21 protein-coding genes and 1 pseudogene are annotated in these 22,586 nt (G+C 56.3%); 7 read left to right on the top strand and 15 right to left on the bottom strand.

Annotated elements, in window-relative coordinates; translation table 11 throughout:
• Window positions 1-94: 94 nt before the first annotated feature.
• The 4 genes from BM155_RS16805 to BM155_RS17110 form a co-directional block, all read right to left on the bottom strand.
• The gene (locus BM155_RS16805) at window positions 95-427 is read right to left on the bottom strand and encodes an excalibur calcium-binding domain-containing protein (protein ID WP_082817481.1); all 333 of its coding nucleotides are present in this window, start codon (window positions 425-427) and stop codon (window positions 95-97) included.
• 715 nt (window positions 428-1,142) lie between these two features.
• A complete protein-coding gene (locus tag BM155_RS11630) occupies window positions 1,143-1,751 on the bottom strand; it encodes a DUF2314 domain-containing protein (RefSeq protein WP_074903242.1) in 609 nt (202 codons plus the stop codon).
• Between the two features lie 127 nt (window positions 1,752-1,878).
• Window positions 1,879-2,430, bottom strand: coding sequence for a riboflavin biosynthesis intermediates N-glycosidase (gene ybiA / locus BM155_RS11625; protein ID WP_074903240.1), 552 nt, complete (start codon window positions 2,428-2,430; stop codon window positions 1,879-1,881).
• 135 nt (window positions 2,431-2,565) lie between these two features.
• Window positions 2,566-2,874 carry a hypothetical protein gene (locus BM155_RS17110; protein ID WP_139223240.1) on the bottom strand — a complete coding sequence of 103 codons (309 nt, stop codon included), beginning with the start codon at window positions 2,872-2,874 and terminating at the stop codon, window positions 2,566-2,568.
• 127 nt (window positions 2,875-3,001) lie between these two features.
• Here BM155_RS17110 and BM155_RS17820 point away from each other — a divergent pair.
• Window positions 3,002-3,178 (top strand): annotated as a pseudogene (locus BM155_RS17820) (transposase); the annotation flags it as partial.
• A gap of 166 nt (window positions 3,179-3,344) precedes the next feature.
• Here the strand turns inward: BM155_RS17820 and BM155_RS11615 are convergent.
• The 7 genes from BM155_RS11615 to alr all read right to left on the bottom strand — a co-directional run bounded on the left by BM155_RS11615 (window position 3,345) and on the right by alr (window position 12,819).
• Window positions 3,345-4,733, bottom strand: coding sequence for a Na+/H+ antiporter NhaC family protein (locus tag BM155_RS11615; protein WP_074903236.1), 1,389 nt, complete (start codon window positions 4,731-4,733; stop codon window positions 3,345-3,347).
• Between the two features lie 90 nt (window positions 4,734-4,823).
• A complete protein-coding gene (locus BM155_RS11610) occupies window positions 4,824-5,879 on the bottom strand; it encodes a S66 peptidase family protein (RefSeq protein ID WP_074903233.1) in 1,056 nt (351 codons plus the stop codon).
• Between the two features lie 22 nt (window positions 5,880-5,901).
• Window positions 5,902-7,515: a serine hydrolase gene (locus BM155_RS11605; protein ID WP_074903230.1), complete on the bottom strand. Its 1,614-nt coding sequence runs from the start codon at window positions 7,513-7,515 to the stop codon at window positions 5,902-5,904.
• Window positions 7,516-7,989: 474 nt separating this feature from the next.
• On the bottom strand, window positions 7,990-8,778 hold the full coding sequence (locus BM155_RS11600; protein ID WP_067154142.1) for a MurR/RpiR family transcriptional regulator: 789 nt from the start codon (window positions 8,776-8,778) through the stop codon (window positions 7,990-7,992).
• Window positions 8,779-8,812: 34 nt separating this feature from the next.
• A complete protein-coding gene (locus BM155_RS11595) occupies window positions 8,813-9,907 on the bottom strand; it encodes a dipeptide epimerase (protein ID WP_067154143.1) in 1,095 nt (364 codons plus the stop codon).
• A 12-nt stretch (window positions 9,908-9,919) separates the two neighbouring features.
• Window positions 9,920-11,320: an NlpC/P60 family protein gene (locus tag BM155_RS11590; protein WP_074903228.1), complete on the bottom strand. Its 1,401-nt coding sequence runs from the start codon at window positions 11,318-11,320 to the stop codon at window positions 9,920-9,922.
• A 338-nt stretch (window positions 11,321-11,658) separates the two neighbouring features.
• Window positions 11,659-12,819 carry an alanine racemase gene (gene alr / locus BM155_RS11580; protein ID WP_074903226.1) on the bottom strand — a complete coding sequence of 387 codons (1,161 nt, stop codon included), beginning with the start codon at window positions 12,817-12,819 and terminating at the stop codon, window positions 11,659-11,661.
• A gap of 637 nt (window positions 12,820-13,456) precedes the next feature.
• On the opposite strand from alr, the gene mutS reads away from it, so the two are divergent.
• Both mutS and fdxA read left to right on the top strand, forming a co-directional pair.
• Entirely contained in the window at window positions 13,457-16,087 is a 2,631-nt protein-coding gene (gene mutS / locus BM155_RS11575) for a DNA mismatch repair protein MutS (protein ID WP_083421169.1), read from the top strand.
• Between the two features lie 163 nt (window positions 16,088-16,250).
• Window positions 16,251-16,574, top strand: coding sequence for a ferredoxin FdxA (gene fdxA, locus BM155_RS11570; protein ID WP_067154147.1), 324 nt, complete (start codon window positions 16,251-16,253; stop codon window positions 16,572-16,574).
• Between the two features lie 66 nt (window positions 16,575-16,640).
• Here fdxA and BM155_RS11565 read toward each other — a convergent pair whose 3' ends face one another.
• Window positions 16,641-17,174, bottom strand: a complete 534-nt coding sequence (locus BM155_RS11565; protein WP_067154149.1) for a carboxymuconolactone decarboxylase family protein — start codon at window positions 17,172-17,174, stop codon at window positions 16,641-16,643.
• Between the two features lie 76 nt (window positions 17,175-17,250).
• Here BM155_RS11565 and dinB point away from each other — a divergent pair, with 76 nt between their 5' ends.
• The 4 genes from dinB (at window position 17,251) to BM155_RS11545 (ending at window position 19,792) form a co-directional block, all read left to right on the top strand.
• Window positions 17,251-18,333, top strand: coding sequence for a DNA polymerase IV (dinB, locus tag BM155_RS11560; protein ID WP_067154151.1), 1,083 nt, complete (start codon window positions 17,251-17,253; stop codon window positions 18,331-18,333).
• A gap of 124 nt (window positions 18,334-18,457) precedes the next feature.
• Complete coding sequence (locus BM155_RS11555; RefSeq protein ID WP_074903223.1) at window positions 18,458-18,751, top strand: DUF6116 family protein; 294 nt, start codon at window positions 18,458-18,460, stop codon at window positions 18,749-18,751.
• 58 nt (window positions 18,752-18,809) lie between these two features.
• A complete protein-coding gene (locus BM155_RS11550) occupies window positions 18,810-19,346 on the top strand; it encodes an RNA polymerase sigma factor (RefSeq protein WP_074903220.1) in 537 nt (178 codons plus the stop codon).
• Complete coding sequence (locus BM155_RS11545) at window positions 19,343-19,792, top strand: hypothetical protein (protein WP_074903217.1); 450 nt, start codon at window positions 19,343-19,345, stop codon at window positions 19,790-19,792. Before BM155_RS11550 ends, BM155_RS11545 begins: the two co-directional genes overlap by 4 nt.
• Here the strand turns inward: BM155_RS11545 and BM155_RS11540 are convergent.
• The 3 genes from BM155_RS11540 to BM155_RS11530 all read right to left on the bottom strand — a co-directional run bounded on the left by BM155_RS11540 (window position 19,782) and on the right by BM155_RS11530 (window position 22,580).
• Window positions 19,782-20,759, bottom strand: a complete 978-nt coding sequence (locus BM155_RS11540) for an NADPH:quinone oxidoreductase family protein (protein WP_067154158.1) — start codon at window positions 20,757-20,759, stop codon at window positions 19,782-19,784. The genes BM155_RS11545 and BM155_RS11540 overlap by 11 nt on opposite strands.
• Before the next feature lie 259 nt (window positions 20,760-21,018).
• Window positions 21,019-21,804, bottom strand: coding sequence for an SDR family NAD(P)-dependent oxidoreductase (locus tag BM155_RS11535; RefSeq protein WP_074903215.1), 786 nt, complete (start codon window positions 21,802-21,804; stop codon window positions 21,019-21,021).
• Entirely contained in the window at window positions 21,804-22,580 is a 777-nt protein-coding gene (locus BM155_RS11530; protein ID WP_067154163.1) for an SDR family oxidoreductase, read from the bottom strand. The genes BM155_RS11535 and BM155_RS11530 overlap by 1 nt, the downstream gene beginning before the upstream one ends.
• Between the last annotated feature and the right edge of the window lie 6 nt (window positions 22,581-22,586).

The following is a 22,586-nucleotide window of genomic DNA, read 5'->3' as shown; positions in this document are numbered from 1 at the left end:
AAAAGTACGAGCACCTCTATCCACAGCATCACATAAGTCTTATCTAAATAACTACGTCTCACTATCACCAAGGAGAGAACTTATCAGTTATCCTCTAGAATCTAGAATCATTCTCACAGGGAATACCATCCCCATCTCCATCCATTTTTGTATTGGGACAATTTCTTGTAAAGAAAACAGCCTCTTCTCTGGATGTCATTTGGCTACAATACTGTCGTCCATCACACTTAAAAGCTTGATAAGAGTCGTGCCTACTCTTTGCAGTACCTTTTGTCGGAGATAGCTTAATCGTTTCCATACCATCTGCGGACACACCAATTTTCTCAACCTTATAATCCCCCCATCGCGCCCCATGTGACATAACTTTTTCCTGGTATATCTTCCACCCTAAAAACGCCAACACACCCAAAATCAATATTTGTTTCATTGTATATACAAAAACTCCAACAATTTTAATATCAACTCAAAAGAGCATCTCATATGATCACAAAAGCGCAACATTCCTATAAAACATCCTTGTTACGCACATCGGATAAGCACCCGCAATTACCCACTTAATTTTTTGAAAACTAAACGATCTCTCTTATATATTTTTTAATTTTATTGGATTGGCTAGCTATTTATTATACCCAACATTAACTAACCTCCAATTGCGGCAATAACCTTTATCGTCATCGCACGCCTCAATAACACCAGCCACAGCAAAAAAAGATAAAAACATGGTAATGGCCACACGCATGCACAGATTAAAACGCCCAGAATTTCTTATGCGATACCTCTCAAAGGACAAAGCCACGCCCGAACCAAAAGACACCAAAGACAAATAAAAAATAATCGATTTAACTATAGACTCAAAAAAACCATCAGGACCATCCGACCGGATGGTAATTGAAAAGTGAAGACAAAAAAACAACAAGATTAAATTTACAAAATTATAAGAAAAAGCATAAATAATACGGACCATTTTTGCAAACTCTTGTATACAGCTATTTCTGCCCACACCCTGCACTATTATTTTACCTCACAGTTTGAAGTGGGCCTGGAGACAGCAGAATCGATAAACCAATAACATCTATGTTGCCATAAGATAATTTAAGGATTACCCTGTATCAAGCCGAAACAACCTCTTATCACTTCAGGATTTATGTAATTTCCGGCCAGTCAAAATCTACAAATCTTTTCAAATACCTTTCATAATCCCTTGGCAAACTTCCATATTCTCGCGTGTATATTTTGGCATGAGCGAGAATGCTATACCCACCGAATGTTGTTCCATCTGTATCTACTAGCATCCAATCTTCAATTTCCTCCAGCTTTATTTTCAGCCTTCCATATACCTCCTCCGGAAGATCTCCCACGGGCGACGAATCCAAGGATACAATTACATAACCATCCTTTATATAATGTGCTGTGCCCCACACATGCTCAATTTCGCCGCCAAATCTATAAGGAAATTTCACATATGCCTCTTTTTTCTCTTCCTCCAACCCTTCAATCAACCTATCAATTTGCTTCCTGGATTTCTCCACGAATTCTTTCATAACAGGATCGTTTACATTAACCGGAATAACTTCCGGGCTGGGCTTTTCTTTCCACAACTTTAAAAGTACCGCAGGCACGGCGATAATAGCCAAAGCAATAGCCACCACAGCGCCAAAATCATCATTTAATCCACATACTTCTGTGACAAACATATAGATTGGGAAGAAAGATAAAAACGAAATCACAGAAACCGTAAAAATTCTTAACATAGCTTCGTATTAGATCTTTAAATCCGTGCAAAAATAAAATCCGGTAAAGCCCCAATCTCAGGAGCGATTGAATTTATTAGATTTCATTAAAATTGGAACCTCTAATAGACTCATCCCTGTTTACCTTTTAAACACAGGGGCGTAATCTATCTCGAACCTCCATCAGCGCAAACCCGAGTAAATTAAGACCTCGCCATCTATTTGGATTTTCTGCAGCTTCATCATCAGCGGACAATCCGATACCCCAAATTCTGTCTACAGGACTAGCTTCTACCAAGACGCGATTACCTGTTGCCAACAAAAAAGACTTCAAGTCTTCATTCTGCGAAAATTTAGCGAAGTTTGCCTGAACAACTATCTCAAATCTCTGATCAATCCATACAGACTCATCAAAGCCTTTTACCTCTCTGCCGAGCCTTTTAGCTTCTCCAGGATTTTTTGAAGAGATGATTTTATTGTATGACTTAATATCATCGAAAAGCTCAGCCTTTTTAGCCATCATGAAATGCTCTGCCGTCAGAAATCTAACTCCGTCAATCTCAAAGCTAGACTCATACCACTGGCTAAAACACGCTTTGGTTACTTTAGAGTCTTCCTTATGGCCCCAGAAAAATATATACTTAACTCTATTTCCATAATTTACGAATTCAACAAGCTCTTCTTTTGTTCTAATTTTCATATTTCTATAACACTACAATCCATTAGCGTCTAACGATTAAAAATTAACAGTTCATGCATCGCAATGATTTTTCGATATCAAGCAATATCAGATATTGATTCTACTCTAAATACTGAAAACCTCTCTTATTTGTTCCTACTCTGATTTTATTTTTCTTGAAAGCCATAAATTGTATCGCTCTTTCGCGCTTTCTTTAATTATAACCTTTGCATCCACTGCCCAGCTGGGAGTGTAATGCCTATTCAGAGGGAATATTTTACATTTATTGCCGTGAGGATCTGTGCAGTTTCCAGCCCCCATAACAAGCGGAGATCTATTCCAGACTATACCCTTATAGTGAAAAGACGTACTTCTTCTGGAGATTTCGACAATATCAATAAAAACCTCTTCTGACCCCTCTGGTTTTATGTAGGCCAACAATTTTCTATCTACTTCCTTCGCCATAGAAAGACCCCTTATCGTTCTTAATAAGGAAATAACCATAACCCGCGACAATGAGAATACAGCAATATCCGCTATGGCCGAAATCCTTTCTGAACAAGGATTGAATGATCTGGCTTCGGCTTTCTAGGTGCTACTCAACACGCTGATATTGGTAGAGCGTAAGCAGTACCTTGGGGCGGCCTACTACGAGCGTTCAGAGAATCGCAGGCGCTATGCCAACGGAATCAAGAAGAAGCCTATACCTACCCGTGTGGGAGAGTTTGAGTTGCAGGTGCCTCAAATTCGCGACAGTCAGTTTTACCTGTCCGCGCTGGAGAAGGAATACGCTGCAAGCGAGCCTTGCGGCTGGCGCTGGCAGAATCCTACGTACAGGGCGCATCGATGCGCAAGATGGCCAAAGTGGCCGAGGAATTGCGCTATCGTTTCACTACTCAAAGCGAGCTTTCACCTTAACGCGTGCGTTCAAATAGTTACAGTAACAAAAAGCCCAATACAACAAATCCAACCGCGGCAATGGCACCGGCACGGAGGGCGTAAGGCAATTGGGTGCGCACGTGTTCAATATGTTCGGACCCGGCTGCCAGGGAGGAGACAATGGTGGTATCGGATATTGGTGAGGAGTGGTCGCCGAAGATGCCACCGGATAGCACAGCGGCGACAAGCAATGTCGGGTCGGCGCCCATGGCTGTGGCAACGGGAACGGCGATGGGCAGCATGATGGAAAAGGTTCCCCAGCTGGAGCCCACGGAAAATGCGATCAGCGCGGAAACCAGGAATATGACCAAAGGCATCAGGGCCAGCGGCAAGGTGTCGCCGACCAGGCTCACCACGTAGTCACCGGTTCCCAGTGCTTTGGAGACACTTCCCAGAGCCAAAGCCAGTACCAGAATAATGGCCATGGGCAGCATGCGGCCTGCGCCATTCATCCAGGATTCGCTCAGTTCGTCGAGAGTCATAATCCGCTGAACGGCGATCATCACCGACAAGATGGCAAGAGCGGCCAGGGAGGCCCAGAGCACAGAAGTTGAACCTGAGCCTGCAAAAATTTTGCCGTCGCCGGTGATCCAAAGTCCCACTGGCATGGCCACCACCAATGTCACTACGGGAATCAGCATGGTGCTCACATGGGGCGAGCGCCGCTTTTTAATTTCCGGGGCCACTACGGCATCTTCGATACGGGAATGGGCCGCCCGCTCTTCCGCCCTCGCCATTGGACCTGGATTGTAGTCCCGGGCGATGGCATAGGCAGAGATAGCGACCGCTGTAATTGCGTAAAGGTTGAGCGGGATACTGGCAAGCAGAACCTTGAGCGGGTCCTCTACTCCAAGTCCATTTAGCAGGCCCAGGTTAAAGGCGCCCCAGGCGTTTAGTGGGATCAGCATGCAAATGGGCGCAGAGGTGGAATCGATGATGTAGGCGAGCTTTTCGCGGGCAATACGGAAGTGGTCGAACAGCGGCTTGGCAACGGTACCCGCCACCAGTACCGTAATATTGGATTCGATAAAAATCACTATGCCGATCAGCCATGCCATCCACTGAGCGCGTTTGCCATTGGTGACCCATTGGCTGCGTTTGAGCAGTTGCACAAAGGCGCGCACTGCGCCGCTGCGTTCCAGGGTGTATATAAAGGCCCCGATTACCAGAGTGAACATCACCACCCGGGCATCGCCGGGGCTGGCGAGAACAGCTAACAGCCCGTCGAGTGAGTCCGCCAGCGATGGAAAAAAGCCAGAACCGTTGAGGAGGAAGTAGCCAATCCAGATACCGGCGAACAGCGCCAGGTAAACCTGCCGTGTGAACAGTGCCAGGGCGATAGCCAAAAATGACGGCAGCAATGTGGTCCAGGATAACTCGTTCATAAGTACGTTATTGTCGTTATTGTGTGGTTACCGCCGGCAGTGCCGGCGGCGTGGAGGCAATCCTTGCTTTTCGGGCTTCAGCCTGCGCGCTCAGCGCAACGGGGCTTCCAGCAGGCGCAGGGTGCCGCTGTCGCCGTCGAGTTCCGCCATGGCGCCCACTGGCACCACTGTCTGATCTTCCACGTGGCCGATCATCAATCCGCGCACCACCGGCACGCTCAGGGCGGCGCAGCGTTCGCGCAGCACATGTTCCATGCTGAAGCTGTTGCCGCTGGTTTCCGCTTCGGTAAATTTCCCGAACACAATTCCGGCCACCTGATCCAGTTTGCCTGCGAGCCACAGCTGGGTCAGCATGCGGTCTACCCGGTAGGGAGCCTCACCCACATCTTCGAGGAAGAGAATTTTATCGCGGAAATCCGGCTCAAAGGGGGTGCCGAGCAAACTGCAAATCAGTGACAGGTTGCCGCCGACCAGGCGCCCGCGGGCACGACCACCCCGGAAACGGGTGATCCGGTTTTCTTTTTCCACGCGCCCAGGTGCGGTTTCGAAAGGCGGCGGCGCACCGAGAAGTGTGGGATTTTCCACATCGACCAAAACCTTGGTGAATTCCCGCAGCGTATAGTCGGTAAAATTCTGCGCGGCGATGGGCCCGTGAAATGTAATCAGGCCAGTGCGCAGGAAAATGGCATTGAGCAAGGCGGTGATATCGCTGTAACCCAGCAGCACTTTCGGATTGCGACGAATGGTGTCGAAGTCCAGCATCGGCAGAATGCGCGGTGTGCCGTAACCGCCGCGCAGGCAAAAAACTGCGTCCACGCCGGAATCGGCGAACATATCGTTGATATCCGCCGCCCGTGCGGCATCGGGGCCAGCCAGATACTGGGTGCGCTGGTAAAGATGTTTGCCCTCTTTGACGCGGAACCCAAGCGATTTCACCACGTCGATGGCGAAGCGGATATCCTCATCTTCCCAGACGTTGCTGGCCGGTGTCACCAGCCCGACCATCATTCCTTTGACAAGCCGTTTCGGGCGCAGCAACCGATCGGATTCAGCTACTGCGGTTTTGCCGCTGTTGGCGACCGCTGCGCCGCTGGCGGCAACCAACGGTGCCGCCACCATGGATTTGAGCAAAGACCTTCTCAGCATGGGGTCTCTCCTATCTGTTTTTTTATAAATCGCTTTGATCCCCAGTTGGCACGCGCTCAAAACGCAGATCCGGAAAATCGTAACTGAAGTCAACGCCACGGGATTTTGCTTGCATGGTGAGAATCAGGGTGCCGGACGCGTTGCGATCAGCCACCAGCCAGGCATCGGCATTCAGGCTTCTGTCATCCCACTCCAGTGCCCAGACACCGGTGCCCGCCGCGGTGAGGGTGCCGACCAGGCGCGGAGATTTTTCCGAGCGCCAGCGCAGCTGACCGTTGTTTTTTTCTATCACTATGTCGCCAAACCAGGGGTCGCGATAGCGACCGCTGAGCGCCGCATCGCTCACCGCTACCAGTCCGTCCGGAGGCGGTAGCAGGTCCGGTTCCGGAACCGCTGCCTTGCCGCCGCCATAAAGTGCCTGGAAATAACTCAGCCAATCCCTATCCGGGGCGCCCAGATAGGGTTTCAGCAGGCTGTAGATCAGTGCCTGGCGCGCCGCCCCGGCGCTGCGGTTCATCAACACCACCATGGCCAGGTCTTTATCCGGCACCACGGCAGCCCAGGCATACATGCCCGACAGGGAACCGGTGTGGTGAATCACCCGCACTCCGTGCATGTCCTGCACGCGCCAGCCCAGGGCATAGGCGTAAAAGCTGCCCCCATCCCGCTCGGCGCGCTCGGCCGACATTGGCATGAGTGTCACCGGCTTCCAGAGGCGATCGCGGGTCTCCGCTGAGAACAGGGTTTTACCGCTGGGGGTTGTGCCCCCCGCCAACAAAGTGCGCAACCAAGTAATCATATCGGCGGCACTGCAATGCATACCGCCGGCGGCGGCCAGGACTATGGGCTCATCGCCTGCCAGATTCGGGGTATCCACCACTAGGCCTCCCGCTTCTAACCGGTGCGGGTCGGCCAGATTCGCTCGCGCCGCGGCGGGCACCGGACCGGCATAACAGTTCTGCAGGCCCATGGCATCTAGCAAACGCGTCTGCACGAAGTCTTCGTAACTCATACCCGATATTTCCGCGATCAGTTCACCGGCGACGATATACAGCAGGTTGTCGTAGGCGTAATCGGCGCGGAATTGCAAGGTGAGAGGTAGATATTGCAGCCCAGCCAACACATCGGCGCGGGTAAAGTGGTTCGGCTGCGGCCACAGCATCAGATCGCCAGCGCCTGGCCCGAGGCCCGAACGGTGAGTCAGCAAATCAACGATGCGGAATTCCCGTGTAATCCAGGGATCGGCGAGGCGGAACTGGGGCAAATGATCGACGACGCGGTCATTCCAGTCCAGGCGCCCTTCCTCCACCAACAGTCCCAGGGCCGCAGTGGTAAATGCCTTAGTGGTGGACGCAAGTTTAAAAAGGGTATTTTCATCCACCGGGTGCGGATAATCGACGTTAGTGACACCGAAGCCGCGCTGCAATACGGGCTTGCCCTGATACCAGATGGCCACCGCCGCGCCGGGAACACGTTCCTCTTCGAGCACACGCTCAACCAGTGCCTCGGCTTCGCGGCCTTCGAGCGGCGCTTTGGTACCGCAGCTGCTGAGCAGCAGCACCGCTGCGAGTGCCACCCCCAGCGCTGCGGCAAGGCGCTTGCGGCTGCCATCCGCTCCCTGTAGAAATTCCAACATGGTTTACCATTACCTCCCGCACTTCGGTGAGTGGCACAGCGGTTGCATACAGTCCGCTGGACACGATGTCGGCACCAAAATAATTTATCAATCAGTTTTCAGCGAGTAAATAATATTTTATTCAGCAATGCAAACCCTTGATCCGCCGAGAGCACCGGGCCCGCCGCAACAGCTCAAATACTTTCCGCTGCAACGGGGAGGATGTCAGAGAGAAAAGATAAAATAGCGAGGCAAGAAAAGCTCGGAGAAGAGAATTGTAGTGCGGGCAGTTGTCGGGAAATCGCTTAAAAATTCGCACCAGCATCCCGTTGGTCACAGGGCTCTCAGGCGCTGGGGTGGCTATTTTGAAAATGCGCCAGAAGGTCCCTGTAGCTCCACTGGATAGCCCCCTGTGTCCCACGATTTCGAAATAGCACCTCATCACCTGAGCAGGCAGAATCTTGACCGCCCGATAGCGAATCGGACGGAAATTCCCTACCCTTCCTGATTGATCAGGCCACCGATCAGGCCTTCGATCAAATGCATCTGTGCGGCGCGGAATAAAATCCGCTGCCACCCTTCGTCCCCTTCGGCGGGCGCAACATACAGACGGATATCGGAGTGGATGCTGGCGGCGTTGTAGTTGTAGCGGGTAATACTCAACACCCTGGCGCCCTGCTCTCTGGCCCGGTTGACCACGTCCACCAGGGATTCCTCGCCGCCCAAATCGCAGACAATAAACAAAAGATCATCATCTTCCAGAGTCCTGGCAATAGGACTCTGCAGCTTGCCACCTTCGTCGAATATCGCCCAGCGACCGCACTCCAGTAGCTGGTGTGTCAGGTAACGCGCAACGGCTACAGAGCCGGGACAGGCCGACACCTGGATACAGCGCGCCGCGCGAATCGCAGCAATGGCCGCAGTGATCTGGTCGGCCTCGTTGATGCTGGTGGTGTTTTCCAGAATTTCGAATTTTTTCTGCCCTAACTGGCTCAGAGGACTGTCCCCACCGGAGAAGTGCCGGGCGGAATCATCGCCCGCCTGCGCCATCATGGACCCGGCATAGGATTCATAGACGGCGAGCTTGAGGCTGGGATAGCCGCGGTAACCGAGTTTCTGTGAAAACTTAACCACGCTGGACTGGCTGACACCCACCGCATCCGCCAGCTGCTGCGACGAGTAGTCGCGCAGCAACTCGATGTTGTCGAGGATAAAGTCCGCCAGTTTGCGTTCATTCACCGACATCTGATCGCGCTGTGCGCGCATTTTCAGGAGGCAGTTCATGGAGTTGGCTCTGTTCCCTTGGTAGCGGGCGATATTACGCTAACAACTCCAGCCCCTCAATTTTCTCGATGCCGAGACCGGGAGTTTCATTGAGGATAACATCCGCATCTTTGTAGGTGGGCCCTCCCACAATCGGGTCGTATTTGCACAGGGAGGGCACATCCAGATCCAGCTTGGAGACAACCGGCGCCTTGGCTGCGGCTACGTGCGCGGCGGCGGAAACACCGATGCTGGTCTCCAGCATGCAGCCCACCATGCACTCCACATCGAATAGCCCCGCCAAGTCCGCGACCTTCAAGGCATTGGAAATGCCGCCGGTTTTCATCAGCTTGATATTGATGATGTCGGCAGCTCTGCGCTCGATGATATCGATAGCTTCGCGCGGGCCAAATATGCTTTCGTCGGCCATTATCGGCGTTTTCACTCTTTCGGAGATATAGCGCATTCCCTCGAGATTGCCGGCATTCACCGGCTGCTCCACCAGTTCCAGCACCACGCCCGCCTCTTCTAGCCCGCGGATCGCCATGACCGCCTGCTTGGGACTCCACCCCTGGTTGGCATCCAGACGCAGCAGGGCGCGCCCTTTCACAGCTGCGTATACCGCCTTGATACGTTCGATATCGAGATTGATATCCTTACCCACTTTCAGCTTCAAAATTTCGAAGCCGCGCTCCACTGCGCGCTCCGCATCCGCCACCATTTTGTCGATGTAGTCCACGCTGATAGTGATATCGGTGGTGAGGCCGCTCTCGCCACCGCCGAGAATCCGGTAAAGGGGCGTGTTGTAGCTCTGTGCGAACAGATCGTAGAGCGCAATTTCCACCGCCGCCTTGGCGCTGGTGTTGTGAATCATGGCGCCCTGTATCTGACGGCAAAGACGGTTGAGATCCGCCACTTCGCGTCCGATCAGCAAAGGTGCATATATTTGGCGCACCGCCTCGATCACCGATCCGTGTGTATCGCCGGTAATCACCGCCGTGGCCGGCGCATTGCCATAACCGGTATGCCCGGTATCCGTTTCCAGCATGACGACCACATCTTCTACATTTTCCACGGTGCGCAGGGCCGTCTTGAATGGTGTCACCAGGGGAACCCGCAGCATACCCAGTTTTACATCAACAATTTTCATGGCCGAATCCTGTCAAAAAATCGATTTAATTGCATAAATGCTGTCGACATAACGCTTGCCGGAAGCCAGCCGCAGCGGCATCAGCGGCGTCACCGAGACACCGGAGAGGGTGCCCTTGTACAAGCTTTCATCACTGCTGTAGTAGCTGAGCCCGGTCACATCGTGAATCACATAAGGCTCTCCATTGACACGGCCTATATACATCATCACGTGCCCGGGAATATAAATCAGGTCTCCCACAGAGAGATCCTCAAGTGCCTCGCGGCGCTCGCTGTCATCGCCCTCGGCAAAACGGCGCGTGGGCGCAAAATCACTTTTACCCTGGTCACCGGAATTCCTCGGCATCAGGATACCGAAAGTTTGATAAACCTCGCCGACGAAACCGGTGCAGTCCCGACCATTGTAGTCATGTCCCCAGCCATAGCGCTCCCCTAAAAATTTAAAGGCCTGACGCAGCACCAGCGAGGGACGGTAATCGAGGTGGCCGACGGTCACGTCGCGGCTGCGCGCGATCAGTGTCGGCTCGAACGCGAGGCTGCCATCTTCCTCACGCACCGGCAGTGAAACGATATAGCTCGCATGAGGGTTTTGCCCGTGCACATTGTGCCCCACTTCCCGTGCGGACAGCAGCGGCAAAGACACCCCCATATCCAATAAAATTTCCGAGGTCCTGGGCTCTTCGGGGTTAAAGTTCGTTCGCACCTGCGCGCCGGTGACCGTCAGTCTCGGTGCGCGCTGTTCCCACGCGGTGATCTGTTCCCGCGAACCCTCCGCCACCGCAGATTTCGGCAGCCAGGCAGCGTAGTGATAGTTCACCGCAAACCACCACTTTCCGTCCGCACTCTCGTGCAACAGTGCCAAGCGATGACCGGGAAACACACCGGTTTCCTGGAAACGGTCCAAATCCCTGTCGTCGGGATTCTTGAGTACCCGCTCAGTTGTGGGATAGCTGCGCATGCTCGCGCGCCGCACCGCCAACCCCCAGCGCAACGGCACCTGTTCCGGCAGTGCCGAACGCTGTACCGCGGCTTCGAGACGCGCGTAGGTTTCCTCTGTGACAGGGCGCCCATCGGTAAAAAAACGCGGGCTCGCAGCGGGACGACTGACGCCGTCGATCAAGGCCAGCACTTGCTCGCGCGGCATAATGTCGGGAAATTGATCCAGGTCGTAGAGGTTGGGGTCGCGCTCGAAACTGGCGGCGTTCATTGCCGCGATCTCCTCACCGGTGAGCCGCACGTCGTCGCGGGCCAGCCGCCGGATCCAAAAATCGGCAGACAGCATCCGCTCTTCGAGCAGGGGAACATCGGTGACAAAGTCCGGGGAGGCCTCACTGGCGAACTGCGACTCCTGCTTCGCGCAGGCGGCACTCATCAGCAAAAAAACAATAGCAATCCACAAATTGATTCTGGTCATGGGCAACCTCTTATGAAGCATGGGCAACCTCTTATTCCACTGCAGCTAATACCATCATTTTCCATCGCAAGATGAAAAAAAGGGCACTTAAATGTGCCCTGTTCAAGCGGACAAGCAACGTCAGTTTTGATCCTGCCAAACGCTGATGCCTGCGCGCCCCCGGGAGTTCAGCCGCCAACCCCGCCGCGCAGCACGCCTTTGCGAATAATTTATTCACCACCATTATGCATAAAAAATTCACTCCGGCGAAGAAAAACGATAAAAATAGACTAAAGACCCGGTGATTCAGTCACCCCAACATCACCAATTCGCTCAGGCCCAGCCATTTGACGTAACCGTCAAGGCGCGGGTGAGTCCGGGCCGGCCGCACGGTCAGCGCCCCCGCCGCTTTCCAGCCGTGTGCCATTGCCGTAGACGCGCGGCACCCGCTGGGTGACACCGGTGAGCAGCTCGTAGGCGATGCTTCCCGCACTAGCCGCAATTTCCGCAACCGGCAGTGCCCCGCCCCACAATTCCACCTCAGTGCCCACTCTCGCCTCCGGAATCGCAGAGAGATCCACCGCCAGCATATCCATGGAAACACGCCCGATCAGTTGCGCGCGCCGCCCGCACACCAGCACCGGCGTGCCAGAGGGAGCGTGGCGCGGATAGCCGTCCCCGTAACCGCAGGCGACAATGCCGAAGCGGCCATCGTGGTAAAAGCGGTAATCGCAGCCGTAGCCAACCGACTCGCCCGCCCGCGCTGAACGCACGGCAATCAACCGCGAGCGCAGTGTCATAGCGCTTTTGAGATTGTGATCCTGAGCGGTGCCCATATGCGGATTGATCCCATACAGCATGACGCCGGCACGGTCCCACTCGCGGCGCGCATCCGGCAAACCGATCAGCGCCGCGGAATTGGCAATGCTCTGTGCAAACGGCAATGGACGCACAGTGCTCTGCGTCTCAATGGCTCGAGCGGTGGCGTCAAAGCGCTGCAACTGCAGATGGTTGTGCGGGCTGTCTGCCTCGTCGGCACAGGCCAGATGCGTAATCAGGACACACTCCCGCACCGCAGACAGTGCGGCCAGGTCCGCGTAGATACCGGGTGCGTCGGCGCCGTCGAATCCGAGCCGCCCCATGCCGGTATCGACCTTGAGCCAGATACTCAGCGGACGAGTTTCAGGCAGAGCTTTCAGCAGCTCGAGTTGATAACCACTGTGCACCACCAGGTCCAGCCGCCGCCAGGCCGCCTCACACATCCCCTCGCGGTCAAATACGCCTTCCAGCACCAATATGCGGTTGCGCAAACCCGCCTCGCGCAGGGCCACCGCCTCCTCGATAGTCGCCACCGCAAAGCCGTCGCCACCGCAAAGACACTGGGCCACGCGCAGGAGGCCATGGCCGTAGGCATCCGCCTTGATCACTGCCAGAGTGCGCCCGTGGCTGAGGGACTTGGCGTAGCGGTAATTGTGCGCCAACGCCTCCAGATCGATCTCCGCGCGCAAAGGCCTGCTCATAGCGCCTCCCTCCCCTGGCTGATTACACGCACATCCGGGTCCGCATACGCGGGCGCGGGCGCGGGCAGGAGGGCGAAACGCAGTAACGGGCGTCTTGCCGCGGCGGGACTCGGGTGCGCCTGCATTAGAACATGGCGAAGACGGTTCATAGGGCAATAATAAATTAGAAAAATAAACACGACACGAATAATTTATTCTTACCCATTTGGTGTGCTGAGGCAAGCGATTCCCCAGCCCCACATGACATCCGACATCTGTCGCGCACTTACTCTTAGAGCACCTCTTTCATATACCTCCTGACGGTAGAGACCCGTCGAAGTTGGATGAGAAGCTCAGGTGATGGGATGGATGTTTCGAAGCTGTCGGATACAGGGATGTATCCGTCAGAGCTACAGGGAAGTATTCGTGGCTTTGGAAATATCTATCCCATTGCCTGAGCGCCACGGAACTAGCGACAGTGTTCACACGTATTCATCAGAAGCCAGAAGCGCCTCAGGCACCGGCGCACAGACGCGAGCCTGAGCCCGCGCGCCTGTCATCGCGATAGTGGTTTCCCCCCCGCTTTGCTATTCTGCCGCGCCGGCAAGCATTGCCCGCCGGGAGAAACCAACGACCGATCACAATTCAACCGACAAACATGCCCAAAATCGCCGACAAGAAAGAAAAGACCGCCAAGACAGAACACACGCCAATGATGCAGCAATACCTGCGCATCAAAGCACAGCACCCCCAGGAGCTGGTTTTCTACCGCATGGGGGACTTCTACGAACTGTTCTACGACGACGCCAAAAAGGCCGCGGAGTTGCTGGATGTGACCCTGACCGCCCGCGGCAAATCCGGCGGGCAGCCGATTCCGATGGCGGGTATCCCCTACCACGCGGTGGAAGGCTACCTGGCGCGATTGATCAAACTGGGCGAGTCGGTGGCCATCTGCGAGCAGATCGGCGACCCGGCGGCGAGCAAGGGTCCGGTGGAACGCAAAGTAGTGCGCATCGTCACCCCCGGCACCGTCACCGACGAAGCGCTGCTGAACGAACGCCGCGACAACCTGCTGGCAGCCGCCGCCGAAACCGGCGGCACCTACGGCCTGGCGCTGCTGGACTTGGCCACCGGCCGCTTTGTGGTGCAGGAAGTGGACACCCTGGAGGCACTGGCGGAACAGGTGCACCGACACGGCCCCGCGGAGCTGCTGGTAGCGGAAGATCTGCCGCTGCCCGCGGACATTGAACGCCGCCCCGGCCTGCGCCGCCGCGCGCCCTGGGAATTCGAGCTGGAAACGGCGTTACAACTGCTGAACCGGCAATTTGGCACTCTCAACCTGGAGGCCTTTGGCTGCAGCCACATGCACGCTGCAATCGGCGCCGCCGGCTGCCTGCTACAGTACGCCCGCGACACCCAGCGCACCGAACTGCCCCATATACGCAGTCTGCAAACCGAGAGCGGCGACGAAACCGTGGCGTTGGATTCCGCTTCCCGCCGCAACTTGGAAATCGACCAAAACCTGTCCGGCGGCGATGACAATACCCTGCTGTCGGTGTTCGACAGCTGTAAAACCGCAATGGGCAGCCGTCTGCTGCGCCGCTGGCTGAACAACCCCCTGCGGCAACTGACCACGCTGCACAACCGCCAGACCGCCGTGGCGGCACTACTGCAAGACTACCGCTTCGAACCCCTGCGGGACGCCTTGAAACCGGTTGGGGATATGGAGCGCATCCTCGGCCGCCTGGCACTGCGCTCCGCGCGCCCGCGGGACCTGGCGCGCCTGGGGCAATCCCTGGCCCAGTTCCCGGAAATACAAAGGCAGCTGGCGGAGACAGATGCCCCCCTGCTCGCGGAGCTGGCGCGGGATATCGGCGAATGGCCGGAAACCGTGGAACTCCTGCAGCGGGCCCTGGTGGAAAACCCGCCGGTGGTGATCCGCGACGGTGGCGTCATCGCCCCCGGTTACGACGCGGAGCTGGACGAATTGCGTGGAATCAGTGAAAACGCCGGCGACTATCTCATCCAGCTGGAAGCGCGGGAGAAGGAACGCACCGGCATCCCGACGCTAAAGGTGGGCTACAACCGGGTACACGGCTACTTTATTGAAATCAGCCGCGGCCAGAGCGACAAGGCCCCGGCGGAATACATCCGCCGCCAGACGTTAAAAAACGCCGAGCGCTTTATCACTCCAGAGCTGAAAGAATTTGAGGACAAGGCGCTGTCCGCCAAGAGCCGCGCCCTGGCGCGAGAGAAAGCCCTCTACGAAGCGCTAATCGACAAGTTAAACCTGTCTCTGGCGGAACTGCAGCTGGCCGCTGCCGGCGTATCGCAACTGGATGTCCTCGCCTGTCTGGCCGAGCGCGCCGACAACCTGCGCCTGTGCCGTCCCGAACTCGGCACCGAACCCGGCTTGCATATCCGCGCCGGCCGCCACCCGGTGGTCGAGCAGGTGCTGGACGAACCCTTCGTGGCCAACGATATCGAACTGCGTGACGACCGCCGCATGCTGGTGATCACCGGCCCCAACATGGGCGGTAAATCCACCTATATGCGCCAGACGGCACTGATCGCCCTGCTGGCCCATGTGGGCAGCTATGTGCCGGCGGACGCGGCCAAAATCGGCCTGCTGGACCGCATCTTCACCCGCATCGGCAGCGCCGATGACCTGGCGGGTGGCCGCTCCACATTTATGGTGGAAATGACCGAGACCGCCAATATCCTGCGCAACGCCACCGAGCACAGCCTGGTGCTCATGGACGAAATCGGGCGCGGCACCAGCACCTACGATGGCCTCTCCCTGGCCTGGGCCTGCGCTCACTATCTGTCAGATCAGGTGCGCGCCTTCACCCTGTTTGCGACCCATTACTTCGAACTGACTGATTTGCCGCAACAGTGCCCCCTGGCCGCCAATATCCACCTGGACGCCACCGAGCACGGCGACGACATCGTCTTCCTGCACCGCATCCAGGAAGGCCCCGCGTCCAAAAGTTACGGTCTGCAGGTGGCCAAGCTGGCGGGGATGCCCGGCGAAGTGCTGAAAGAAGCCAAACAGCGCCTGGCGGCGCTGGAATCCGGCGCCGCGACGGCCGCGGAGGCAGTGCGGCCGGAAGTGTCCCCGACCCCACCGGCCCCGCAGCCCCGCCCCGAGCCCGCGTCACCACAGCAGGTGGACCTCTTCGGCGCCCCCAGCCACCCGGCGGTGGAAGCCCTGGAAGAACTGGACCCGGACAATCTGACGCCGCGCCAGGCGCTGGAAAAACTCTACGAGTTGCAGAAACTGCTGTAACCGCCGCTAAGCGGGCGGCTTTGGTGGCCGCCGCCCGCCCTTCGGTTATAAACACCCAACCAATTCGACTGAAAAGCCACTACAATTCGCGCCAGCAGCTGATAAAATCCGCAGCTTCACAGAATCATGGCCCCGTCAGTAAAGGGCGTAGCGAGGGACAAAGATGACATTCGTAATTGGGGAAAACTGCATCAAGTGTAAATACACCGACTGTGTGGAAGTCTGCCCGGTGGACTGTTTTTACGAAGGCCCCAACTTCCTGGTAATCCACCCCGACGAGTGTATCGATTGTGCCCTGTGTGAACCCGAATGCCCCGCCAACGCGATCTACTCAGAGGATGAGGTACCCGAAGATCAGCTGGAATTTATTGAACTGAACGCGGAGCTGGCGGAGATCTGGCCCAATATCACTGAGAAAAAAGACCCACTGCCGGACGCCGAAGAGTGGGACGGCAAAAAAGGCAAACTGGAGCATCTAGAGCGCTGAACCAATCAACGAAAAGCCGTCACCGACGGCTTTTCTTTTATTTGTCGCGCGAAGCGGCCACTGTCTTTACCTGTCTCTCTGCGGCTCAAGGCCCAGCACATCCGCCACCCGGTTAAACCCCACCACCAGCTCCATCACCGCCAGGGCCTCGATGATTTCATCGTCCCGGGCACCCAGCTTCTGCGCCTTGGAAATCAGATGCTCACCGTGATCGTTGGGCGACAGATTAGCCTTGCGGGCCAAATCGAATAGCACATGCTCTTTCTCGGAATAGTGCACATGCTTGGGATCAACGCGAATGCGCATCACTTCCGCCGGATCCACCCCCAAATCTTCCAGATTGCTGCTGTGGTGGTAAATGCCGTAATTGCAGTGGTTGTCCGCGGAAATCACCAGCCCCATCCCCTCCTTGAGCTGCGGCGACAGGACACCGTGCACCATCACCGCCTTAAACCGGTGCCAGCTGGCCTCTAACAGATCCGGCTGGTGTGCAAACGCGCGGAAGATACTGGGAATCGCGCCCAGCTCATCCTCAATCTCGGCAAAGACCGCCTCCACCCTGTCTTCCGTCGGGAATTCCACCAGAGGAATCCGGCTCATAATCCACCTTTCCACTATTGGCTCCATTGACCGCAACCGCTTTCTACCCAAGCCGCACACTGTATATAATCCCAGCATGCGAAAAATCATCCACTGCGATTGCGACTGTTTCTACGCGTCGGTCGAAATGCGGGACGACCCGAATCTGCGCGGTCGCCCACTCGCCGTGGGCGGTGCCAGCGACAGGCGCGGGGTGATCTCCACTTGCAATTACGAGGCGCGCAGCTACGGCGTGCGTTCCGCCATGCCCACGGCGCAGGCAAAAAAGCTCTGCCCTGAATTGATTGTAGTACCCGGCAACATGAACAAATATCGCGAGGTCAGCCGCCAGATCCGGGATATTTTTCTGCGTTACAGCGAAACCATTGAACCCCTGTCGCTGGACGAGGCATATCTGGATGTCAGCCACAGCGACCACTGCCAGGGCAGCGCCACCCTGATGGCGGAAGCCATACGCCGGCAAGTGCGCGAGGAATTGGGCATCACCATCTCCGCCGGGGTGGCGCCGAACAAATTTCTCGCCAAGGTCGCCAGCGACTGGCGCAAACCCGATGGACTCACGGTGATCACACCGGACGCGGTGGACCAGTTTGTACTGCGCCTGCCGGTGGCGAAGATCCACGGCGTAGGAAGAGTGACAGCGGAAAAAATGCGCCGACGGGGCATCCACACCTGCGCGGACCTGCGCACCATTTCCCTGATCGAGCTGACTCAGGATTACGGAAAGTTCGGCCGCCGCCTGTATGAACTGTGCCGGGGTATCGACGAGCGTCCCGTCAACGGCGACGGCTCACGCAAAAGCCTTAGTATCGAACACACCTTCAGCGAGGACCTCAAGAGCCTGGAGGAGTGGTTGGAACAGCTGACCGGGCTCTATATGCGCCTGCTGCAACGTATGGAAAAACTGGGCGACCGCTACACAATCAGCGGTGCCACAGTGAAAGTGAAATACAATGATTTTTCCATTATGACCCAAGAGCGGGCCAGCCATACCTGCCGTATTTCCGAGTTCAGACAGCTGCTGTGCCAGTGCTGGCACAGACGGCCAGCCCCTATCCGCCTGCTGGGGATGGGAGTAAAACTCAAAGACTTGCGCGCAGAAATGGGACCGGAACAACTGCCGTTGCCATTGCCGGAGCCGAACGCGTTTCCGGCTTAAACAAATCACGCAAAAACCACCGGGCACCCACCGGTCAAAAAATCTGGCGTAGCCCCCACCCCCCGACGCCGGGCCACAATGAAGCGATAACTATACTTCCCACACAGGCGATACGAGCAGGTCAATGAAAAAAGCGCTGCCCAGTGCCCTAGTCGGCTGGTTTCTGAGTTATGCCCGCAAACTGGAGCACCCGCAGCTGTTCAGGTGGGTGGCCGCTATTTTTCTGGTGGACCTGTTGATTCCCGACCTACTGCCCTTTGCCGACGAAGTACTTCTGGGCCTGGCCACACTCTACCTGGGAACCCGGAAAAACAGGCGCGCACAGACACCAGCGAAAGAAAAATATGACGGCACAGGGAAAGATGAGCGGTCAACGGAAGAGTCGCCGGCCGACCGCCGCGACACGCACCGCCACTGATCTGCCCAACGTATTGCAACTCGAGAACAGTCTTACCAGCGCACGGAGGCGCGGCAATTTGTCACGGAAAGACTACCGGCAGCTGAGCGATGAATCCCTGCTGGACTATTATCACTCCACGCGAAATATCAAAGCCTTTCGCGAGCTCTACGCACGCCACAAGGACTGCCTCTACCGCTACTGTGTACAAATGGACCCCGCGGTGGCAAACGAGGTACTGGAAATTCTTTGGAACGGCTTGCTCGAACACCCGCCGCAGTTGAGCGGCCGCCTTTTGCGCAGCTGGCTGTTCATCCAGGTCAATAAACTGCTGCGCAACCATGCCTGCCAAAATGCGCAGGCGCCCAGGCGAGTGCCTCCTGCTCAAAGCCGCGCTCTGCAAGGCATACAGCAGTTGCCGAGAATCGAACGCAACATACTGCTGCTGCACATAGAGTGCGCCCTGCCCCTGGCGACGGTGGCAGATATAGAACGCATTTCCCTTAAGCGCTGCAAAGAGCACTATCGCCGCGGCAAAGAAAAACTGGAAGAATTTCTCTACGGGCCGCAAAGACAACCCTGGCAACTCAAAGCGGTTGAAGGAGTGGCGCAATGAATGACTGGGAACACCAATACCGGAATGCCGTTGCCGATATCACCTCCCCCGCAGCACTCGACGAAAAAATCCTGCAGCGTGCCAAGCAATTCCGGCCGCCCCAAACAGAGAACCGCTGGCTATCCAGGGCCGCGGGCGGATGCACGGCTCTGGCAGTGATGATTCTCCTGGTGCACCCGGCCCAATATCTGGGTGCGCTGACCCCCGAGTTGCGCGCGGCAAAGAACACGCAGGCATCTCCCCTACACAACTGGCAACCCGAAAGCGCGCCGCAGGCGGCGCCGGACCCCTGGTTCGATCTACGCAGCCAGGTACGGGCGGGCAGCTATATGGAACTCTGCCGCCTGTGGCGGCGGCAGCAGCAGGGAACGCTTGCCGAGAGGCTGCCCCGCGACCTGGAAAACAAAGCAAAAACCCATTGCCGGCTGCTGCCTGTCAACCGATAACCAATATCACTTTGCCCCGCGCGCGGCGTTCGGTAATCGAGGCAAAGGCCCGCGCATATTCCTCAAAGGGGTAAACCTCGGTGGTGAGTGGATTCAAACTGCCATCCTCCACCATCTGCAGCAGCTCGGCAAAATTGCGCAGATTCGCCTGGGGGTCGCGCTGCGCCCAGCTGCCCCAGAAAATGCCCATGATATCCCCCGCCTTGAGCAGCGGCAGGTTGAGCGGCAACCTGGGAATATCACCGGAGGCAAAGCCAATCACTAAGTAGCGGCCGCTCCAAGCAATGGAGCGGTAAGCCTGCTCCGTGTAATCACCGCCCACCGGGTCCAGAATCACATCGGCACCCTGGCCGTCAGTGAGCGCTTTGATCCGCTCTTTCAGGTTTTCCCGCGAGTAATTGATTACATCATCCGCGCCCACTTCGCGGCAAAATGCCAGCCTATCGTCGCTGGACGCACAGGCGATGACCCGCGCTCCCAGAGCCTTGCCCAATTGGATTGCTGTGACGCCTACGCCTCCGGCGGCACCCAGCACCACCAGGGTTTCCCCTTTCTCCAGTGCGGCGCGCTGCTTCAGCGCATAGTAAGAAGTGGCATAAGTGATACAGAATCCGGCGGCCTGTTCGAAGGAAAGCTTGTCCGGCATGGGCACCAGCAAATGCGACTTCACTTGCACCTGCTCGGCAAAAGCGGACAGGCCCGGCATGGCAATCACCCGGTCGCCCACCTTGAAACTTGTCACCGCATCACCGACAGCACTCACCACACCGGCACACTCGCCACCAGGAATAAACGGCAGTGGCGGCTTGATTTGATATTTGCCGGCAATAATCAGTGTGTCGGGGAAGTTGATCCCCGCGGCCCGAACATCGATCCGCACTTCGTCATTTTTCAGCGGCGGCAGCGCTTGGTCCCCAATCACCAACTGTTCCGCGGTGCCGTATTCCCGACAAATCAGTGCGCGCATGCTTGTCTCCCATCTAGCTTTGCAGTCTCTTCACAGCCGGAGCATGAATAAATGAGCAGCTTCTTAAGTAACCTCTGATTAATTCGCGTGGACACTATGGTAGCTTCCGGGGCGCTCAGGCAATAGGACGTACATTTCGAAAACGCACGAGTACTTCCCTGTAGCTCCGACGGTTTCGCAATGTACGTCCTACCACCTGAGCTTCACATCCGCTCCCGAAGCGCCTCTGCCACCAGAAAGTGACTTAATCAGAGGTTCCTTAAAAGGCTGAAACGCCGCCATCCACCGCCAGCGCCTGCCCGGTAATATAGGTGAGTGCGGGGGAGCAGAAGAAGAGCATGGCGTTAACTACCTCTCGCGGTTCCGCCAGCCGTTTCATCGGACAACCACTGGCCAAATATGCCTGCATCTGGTCGCCGCTAACGCCTTCCGGTGGCTGCAAGTCTGTCACCATTCTGGTCAGGGTGAAAAAGGGGCAGACCGCATTGACGCGAATATTGTATTTAGCGTTTTCCACCGCCGCCGTGCGGGTCAGGCCAATCACCGCGTGCTTGGCCGCCGAATAGGTGGCCGCTTTGGGCGCGGCGCCGAGTCCGGCCATGGAACTGACATTGAGGATAATGCCCGAGCGCCTCGGCTTCATCGCTTTCAGCTGGTGTTTAAGGCAGAAATAAACGCCCTTCACGTTGACGTTGTGCTGTTTTTCCAGCACCCCCGCATCCACCGTCTCAAGGGCCTGCATGGGCGGAGCTATACCCGCGTTGTTGACCGCGATATCCAGTGAACCAAACTGGGACAGAGCAAGTTCCACCAGCGCGGCGCAATCGCTTTCGACAGAGACATCGCAACGCTGCGCGCGCACAGCAATACCTTCTGCTTCCAGTTCCCGCGCCACTTCCTGCACGCCGCGCTCGTCGATATCACCCAATATTAATTGCGCGCCGCGAATGCCCAGTTCCCGCGCCAAACCTGCGCCAAGGCCTCCGGCGGCACCGGTGATCAGCGCCACCCTGCCTTTGAAGTCCAGAAGAGGATCGCGTTCCATTAAACACCTCCGCAACAAACCAGGCCTCCGTCGACAACGACACATTCGCCGGTGGTATAGCTGGAAGCGTCGGACACCAAATAGAGAACCGTTCCCGCCATTTCCTCCGGCTCCGCATGGCGGTGCATGGGGATATGCTCAATGGCGGTCTTGTAGATTTCTTCGTGAGTGAACAACGCACCGGCAAATTTCGTGCGCGTGAGCCCCGGAAGCAGCGCGTTGACGCGGATATTGAACTGGGCACATTCTTTGGCAAAAGCCTTGGTCATATTGACGACCGCGGCCTTGGTAATGGAATAAATTCCCTGGCCCACACCCGGCTGCAAAGCATTGACGGAAGCGGTATTCACAATACAGCCGCCCCCCTGCGCACGCATCAGTTTGCCGGCCTCGACCGACATAAAGAAATAACCGCGAATATTGACATCCACGGTCTTCTGAAAAGCCCCCAGGTCTGTGTCGAGGATATGACCGAAATAGGGATTGGTGGCCGCATTGTTCACCAGAATATCCAGGCGGCCATGCTTCTGGCGGATGCCGTCGAACAGCGCGGCTATGTCGTCCATATTACCGATATGGCAGGGCACGGCCTCCGCCGAACCGCCGACGTCGACAATTGCCTCCGCAACCGCGCGGCAGCCTTCGATTTTGCGGCTGGAAACCAGCACATGGGCGCCCTGCTCCGCCAGCAGTTTGGCAACGGCTTCACCGATGCCGCGGCTGGCCCCCGTTACCAGGGCGATTTTTCCTCTGAGGTCAAACAAATTGGTAGCCATTCGCCT

It is taken from the genome of Microbulbifer thermotolerans (assembly GCF_900112305.1).
Lineage (GTDB): Bacteria > Pseudomonadota > Gammaproteobacteria > Pseudomonadales > Cellvibrionaceae > Microbulbifer > Microbulbifer thermotolerans.
The sequence above is the reverse complement of the archived record's forward strand: the minus strand, read 5'-3'. Positions and strand labels throughout refer to the sequence as shown.

Excerpts from the sequence above, each read along its gene's own strand:
- BM155_RS16805 (WP_082817481.1), bottom strand. The coding sequence starts at position 427 with ATGAAACAAATATTGATTTTGGGTGTGTTGGCGTTTTTAGGGTGGAAG.
- BM155_RS11630 (WP_074903242.1), bottom strand. The coding sequence starts at position 1,751 with ATGTTAAGAATTTTTACGGTTTCTGTGATTTCGTTTTTATCTTTCTTC.
- ybiA (WP_074903240.1), bottom strand. The coding sequence starts at position 2,430 with ATGAAAATTAGAACAAAAGAAGAGCTTGTTGAATTCGTAAATTATGGA.
- BM155_RS17110 (WP_139223240.1), bottom strand. The coding sequence starts at position 2,874 with ATGGCGAAGGAAGTAGATAGAAAATTGTTGGCCTACATAAAACCAGAG.
- BM155_RS11615 (WP_074903236.1), bottom strand. The coding sequence starts at position 4,733 with ATGAACGAGTTATCCTGGACCACATTGCTGCCGTCATTTTTGGCTATC.
- BM155_RS11610 (WP_074903233.1), bottom strand. The coding sequence starts at position 5,879 with ATGCTGAGAAGGTCTTTGCTCAAATCCATGGTGGCGGCACCGTTGGTT.
- BM155_RS11605 (WP_074903230.1), bottom strand. The coding sequence starts at position 7,515 with ATGTTGGAATTTCTACAGGGAGCGGATGGCAGCCGCAAGCGCCTTGCC.
- BM155_RS11600 (WP_067154142.1), bottom strand. The coding sequence starts at position 8,778 with ATGAACTGCCTCCTGAAAATGCGCGCACAGCGCGATCAGATGTCGGTG.
- BM155_RS11595 (WP_067154143.1), bottom strand. The coding sequence starts at position 9,907 with ATGAAAATTGTTGATGTAAAACTGGGTATGCTGCGGGTTCCCCTGGTG.
- BM155_RS11590 (WP_074903228.1), bottom strand. The coding sequence starts at position 11,320 with ATGACCAGAATCAATTTGTGGATTGCTATTGTTTTTTTGCTGATGAGT.
- alr (WP_074903226.1), bottom strand. The coding sequence starts at position 12,819 with ATGAGCAGGCCTTTGCGCGCGGAGATCGATCTGGAGGCGTTGGCGCAC.
- mutS (WP_083421169.1), top strand. The coding sequence starts at position 13,457 with ATGCCCAAAATCGCCGACAAGAAAGAAAAGACCGCCAAGACAGAACAC.
- fdxA (WP_067154147.1), top strand. The coding sequence starts at position 16,251 with ATGACATTCGTAATTGGGGAAAACTGCATCAAGTGTAAATACACCGAC.
- BM155_RS11565 (WP_067154149.1), bottom strand. The coding sequence starts at position 17,174 with ATGAGCCGGATTCCTCTGGTGGAATTCCCGACGGAAGACAGGGTGGAG.
- dinB (WP_067154151.1), top strand. The coding sequence starts at position 17,251 with ATGCGAAAAATCATCCACTGCGATTGCGACTGTTTCTACGCGTCGGTC.
- BM155_RS11555 (WP_074903223.1), top strand. The coding sequence starts at position 18,458 with ATGAAAAAAGCGCTGCCCAGTGCCCTAGTCGGCTGGTTTCTGAGTTAT.
- BM155_RS11545 (WP_074903217.1), top strand. The coding sequence starts at position 19,343 with ATGAATGACTGGGAACACCAATACCGGAATGCCGTTGCCGATATCACC.
- BM155_RS11540 (WP_067154158.1), bottom strand. The coding sequence starts at position 20,759 with ATGCGCGCACTGATTTGTCGGGAATACGGCACCGCGGAACAGTTGGTG.
- BM155_RS11535 (WP_074903215.1), bottom strand. The coding sequence starts at position 21,804 with ATGGAACGCGATCCTCTTCTGGACTTCAAAGGCAGGGTGGCGCTGATC.
- BM155_RS11530 (WP_067154163.1), bottom strand. The coding sequence starts at position 22,580 with ATGGCTACCAATTTGTTTGACCTCAGAGGAAAAATCGCCCTGGTAACG.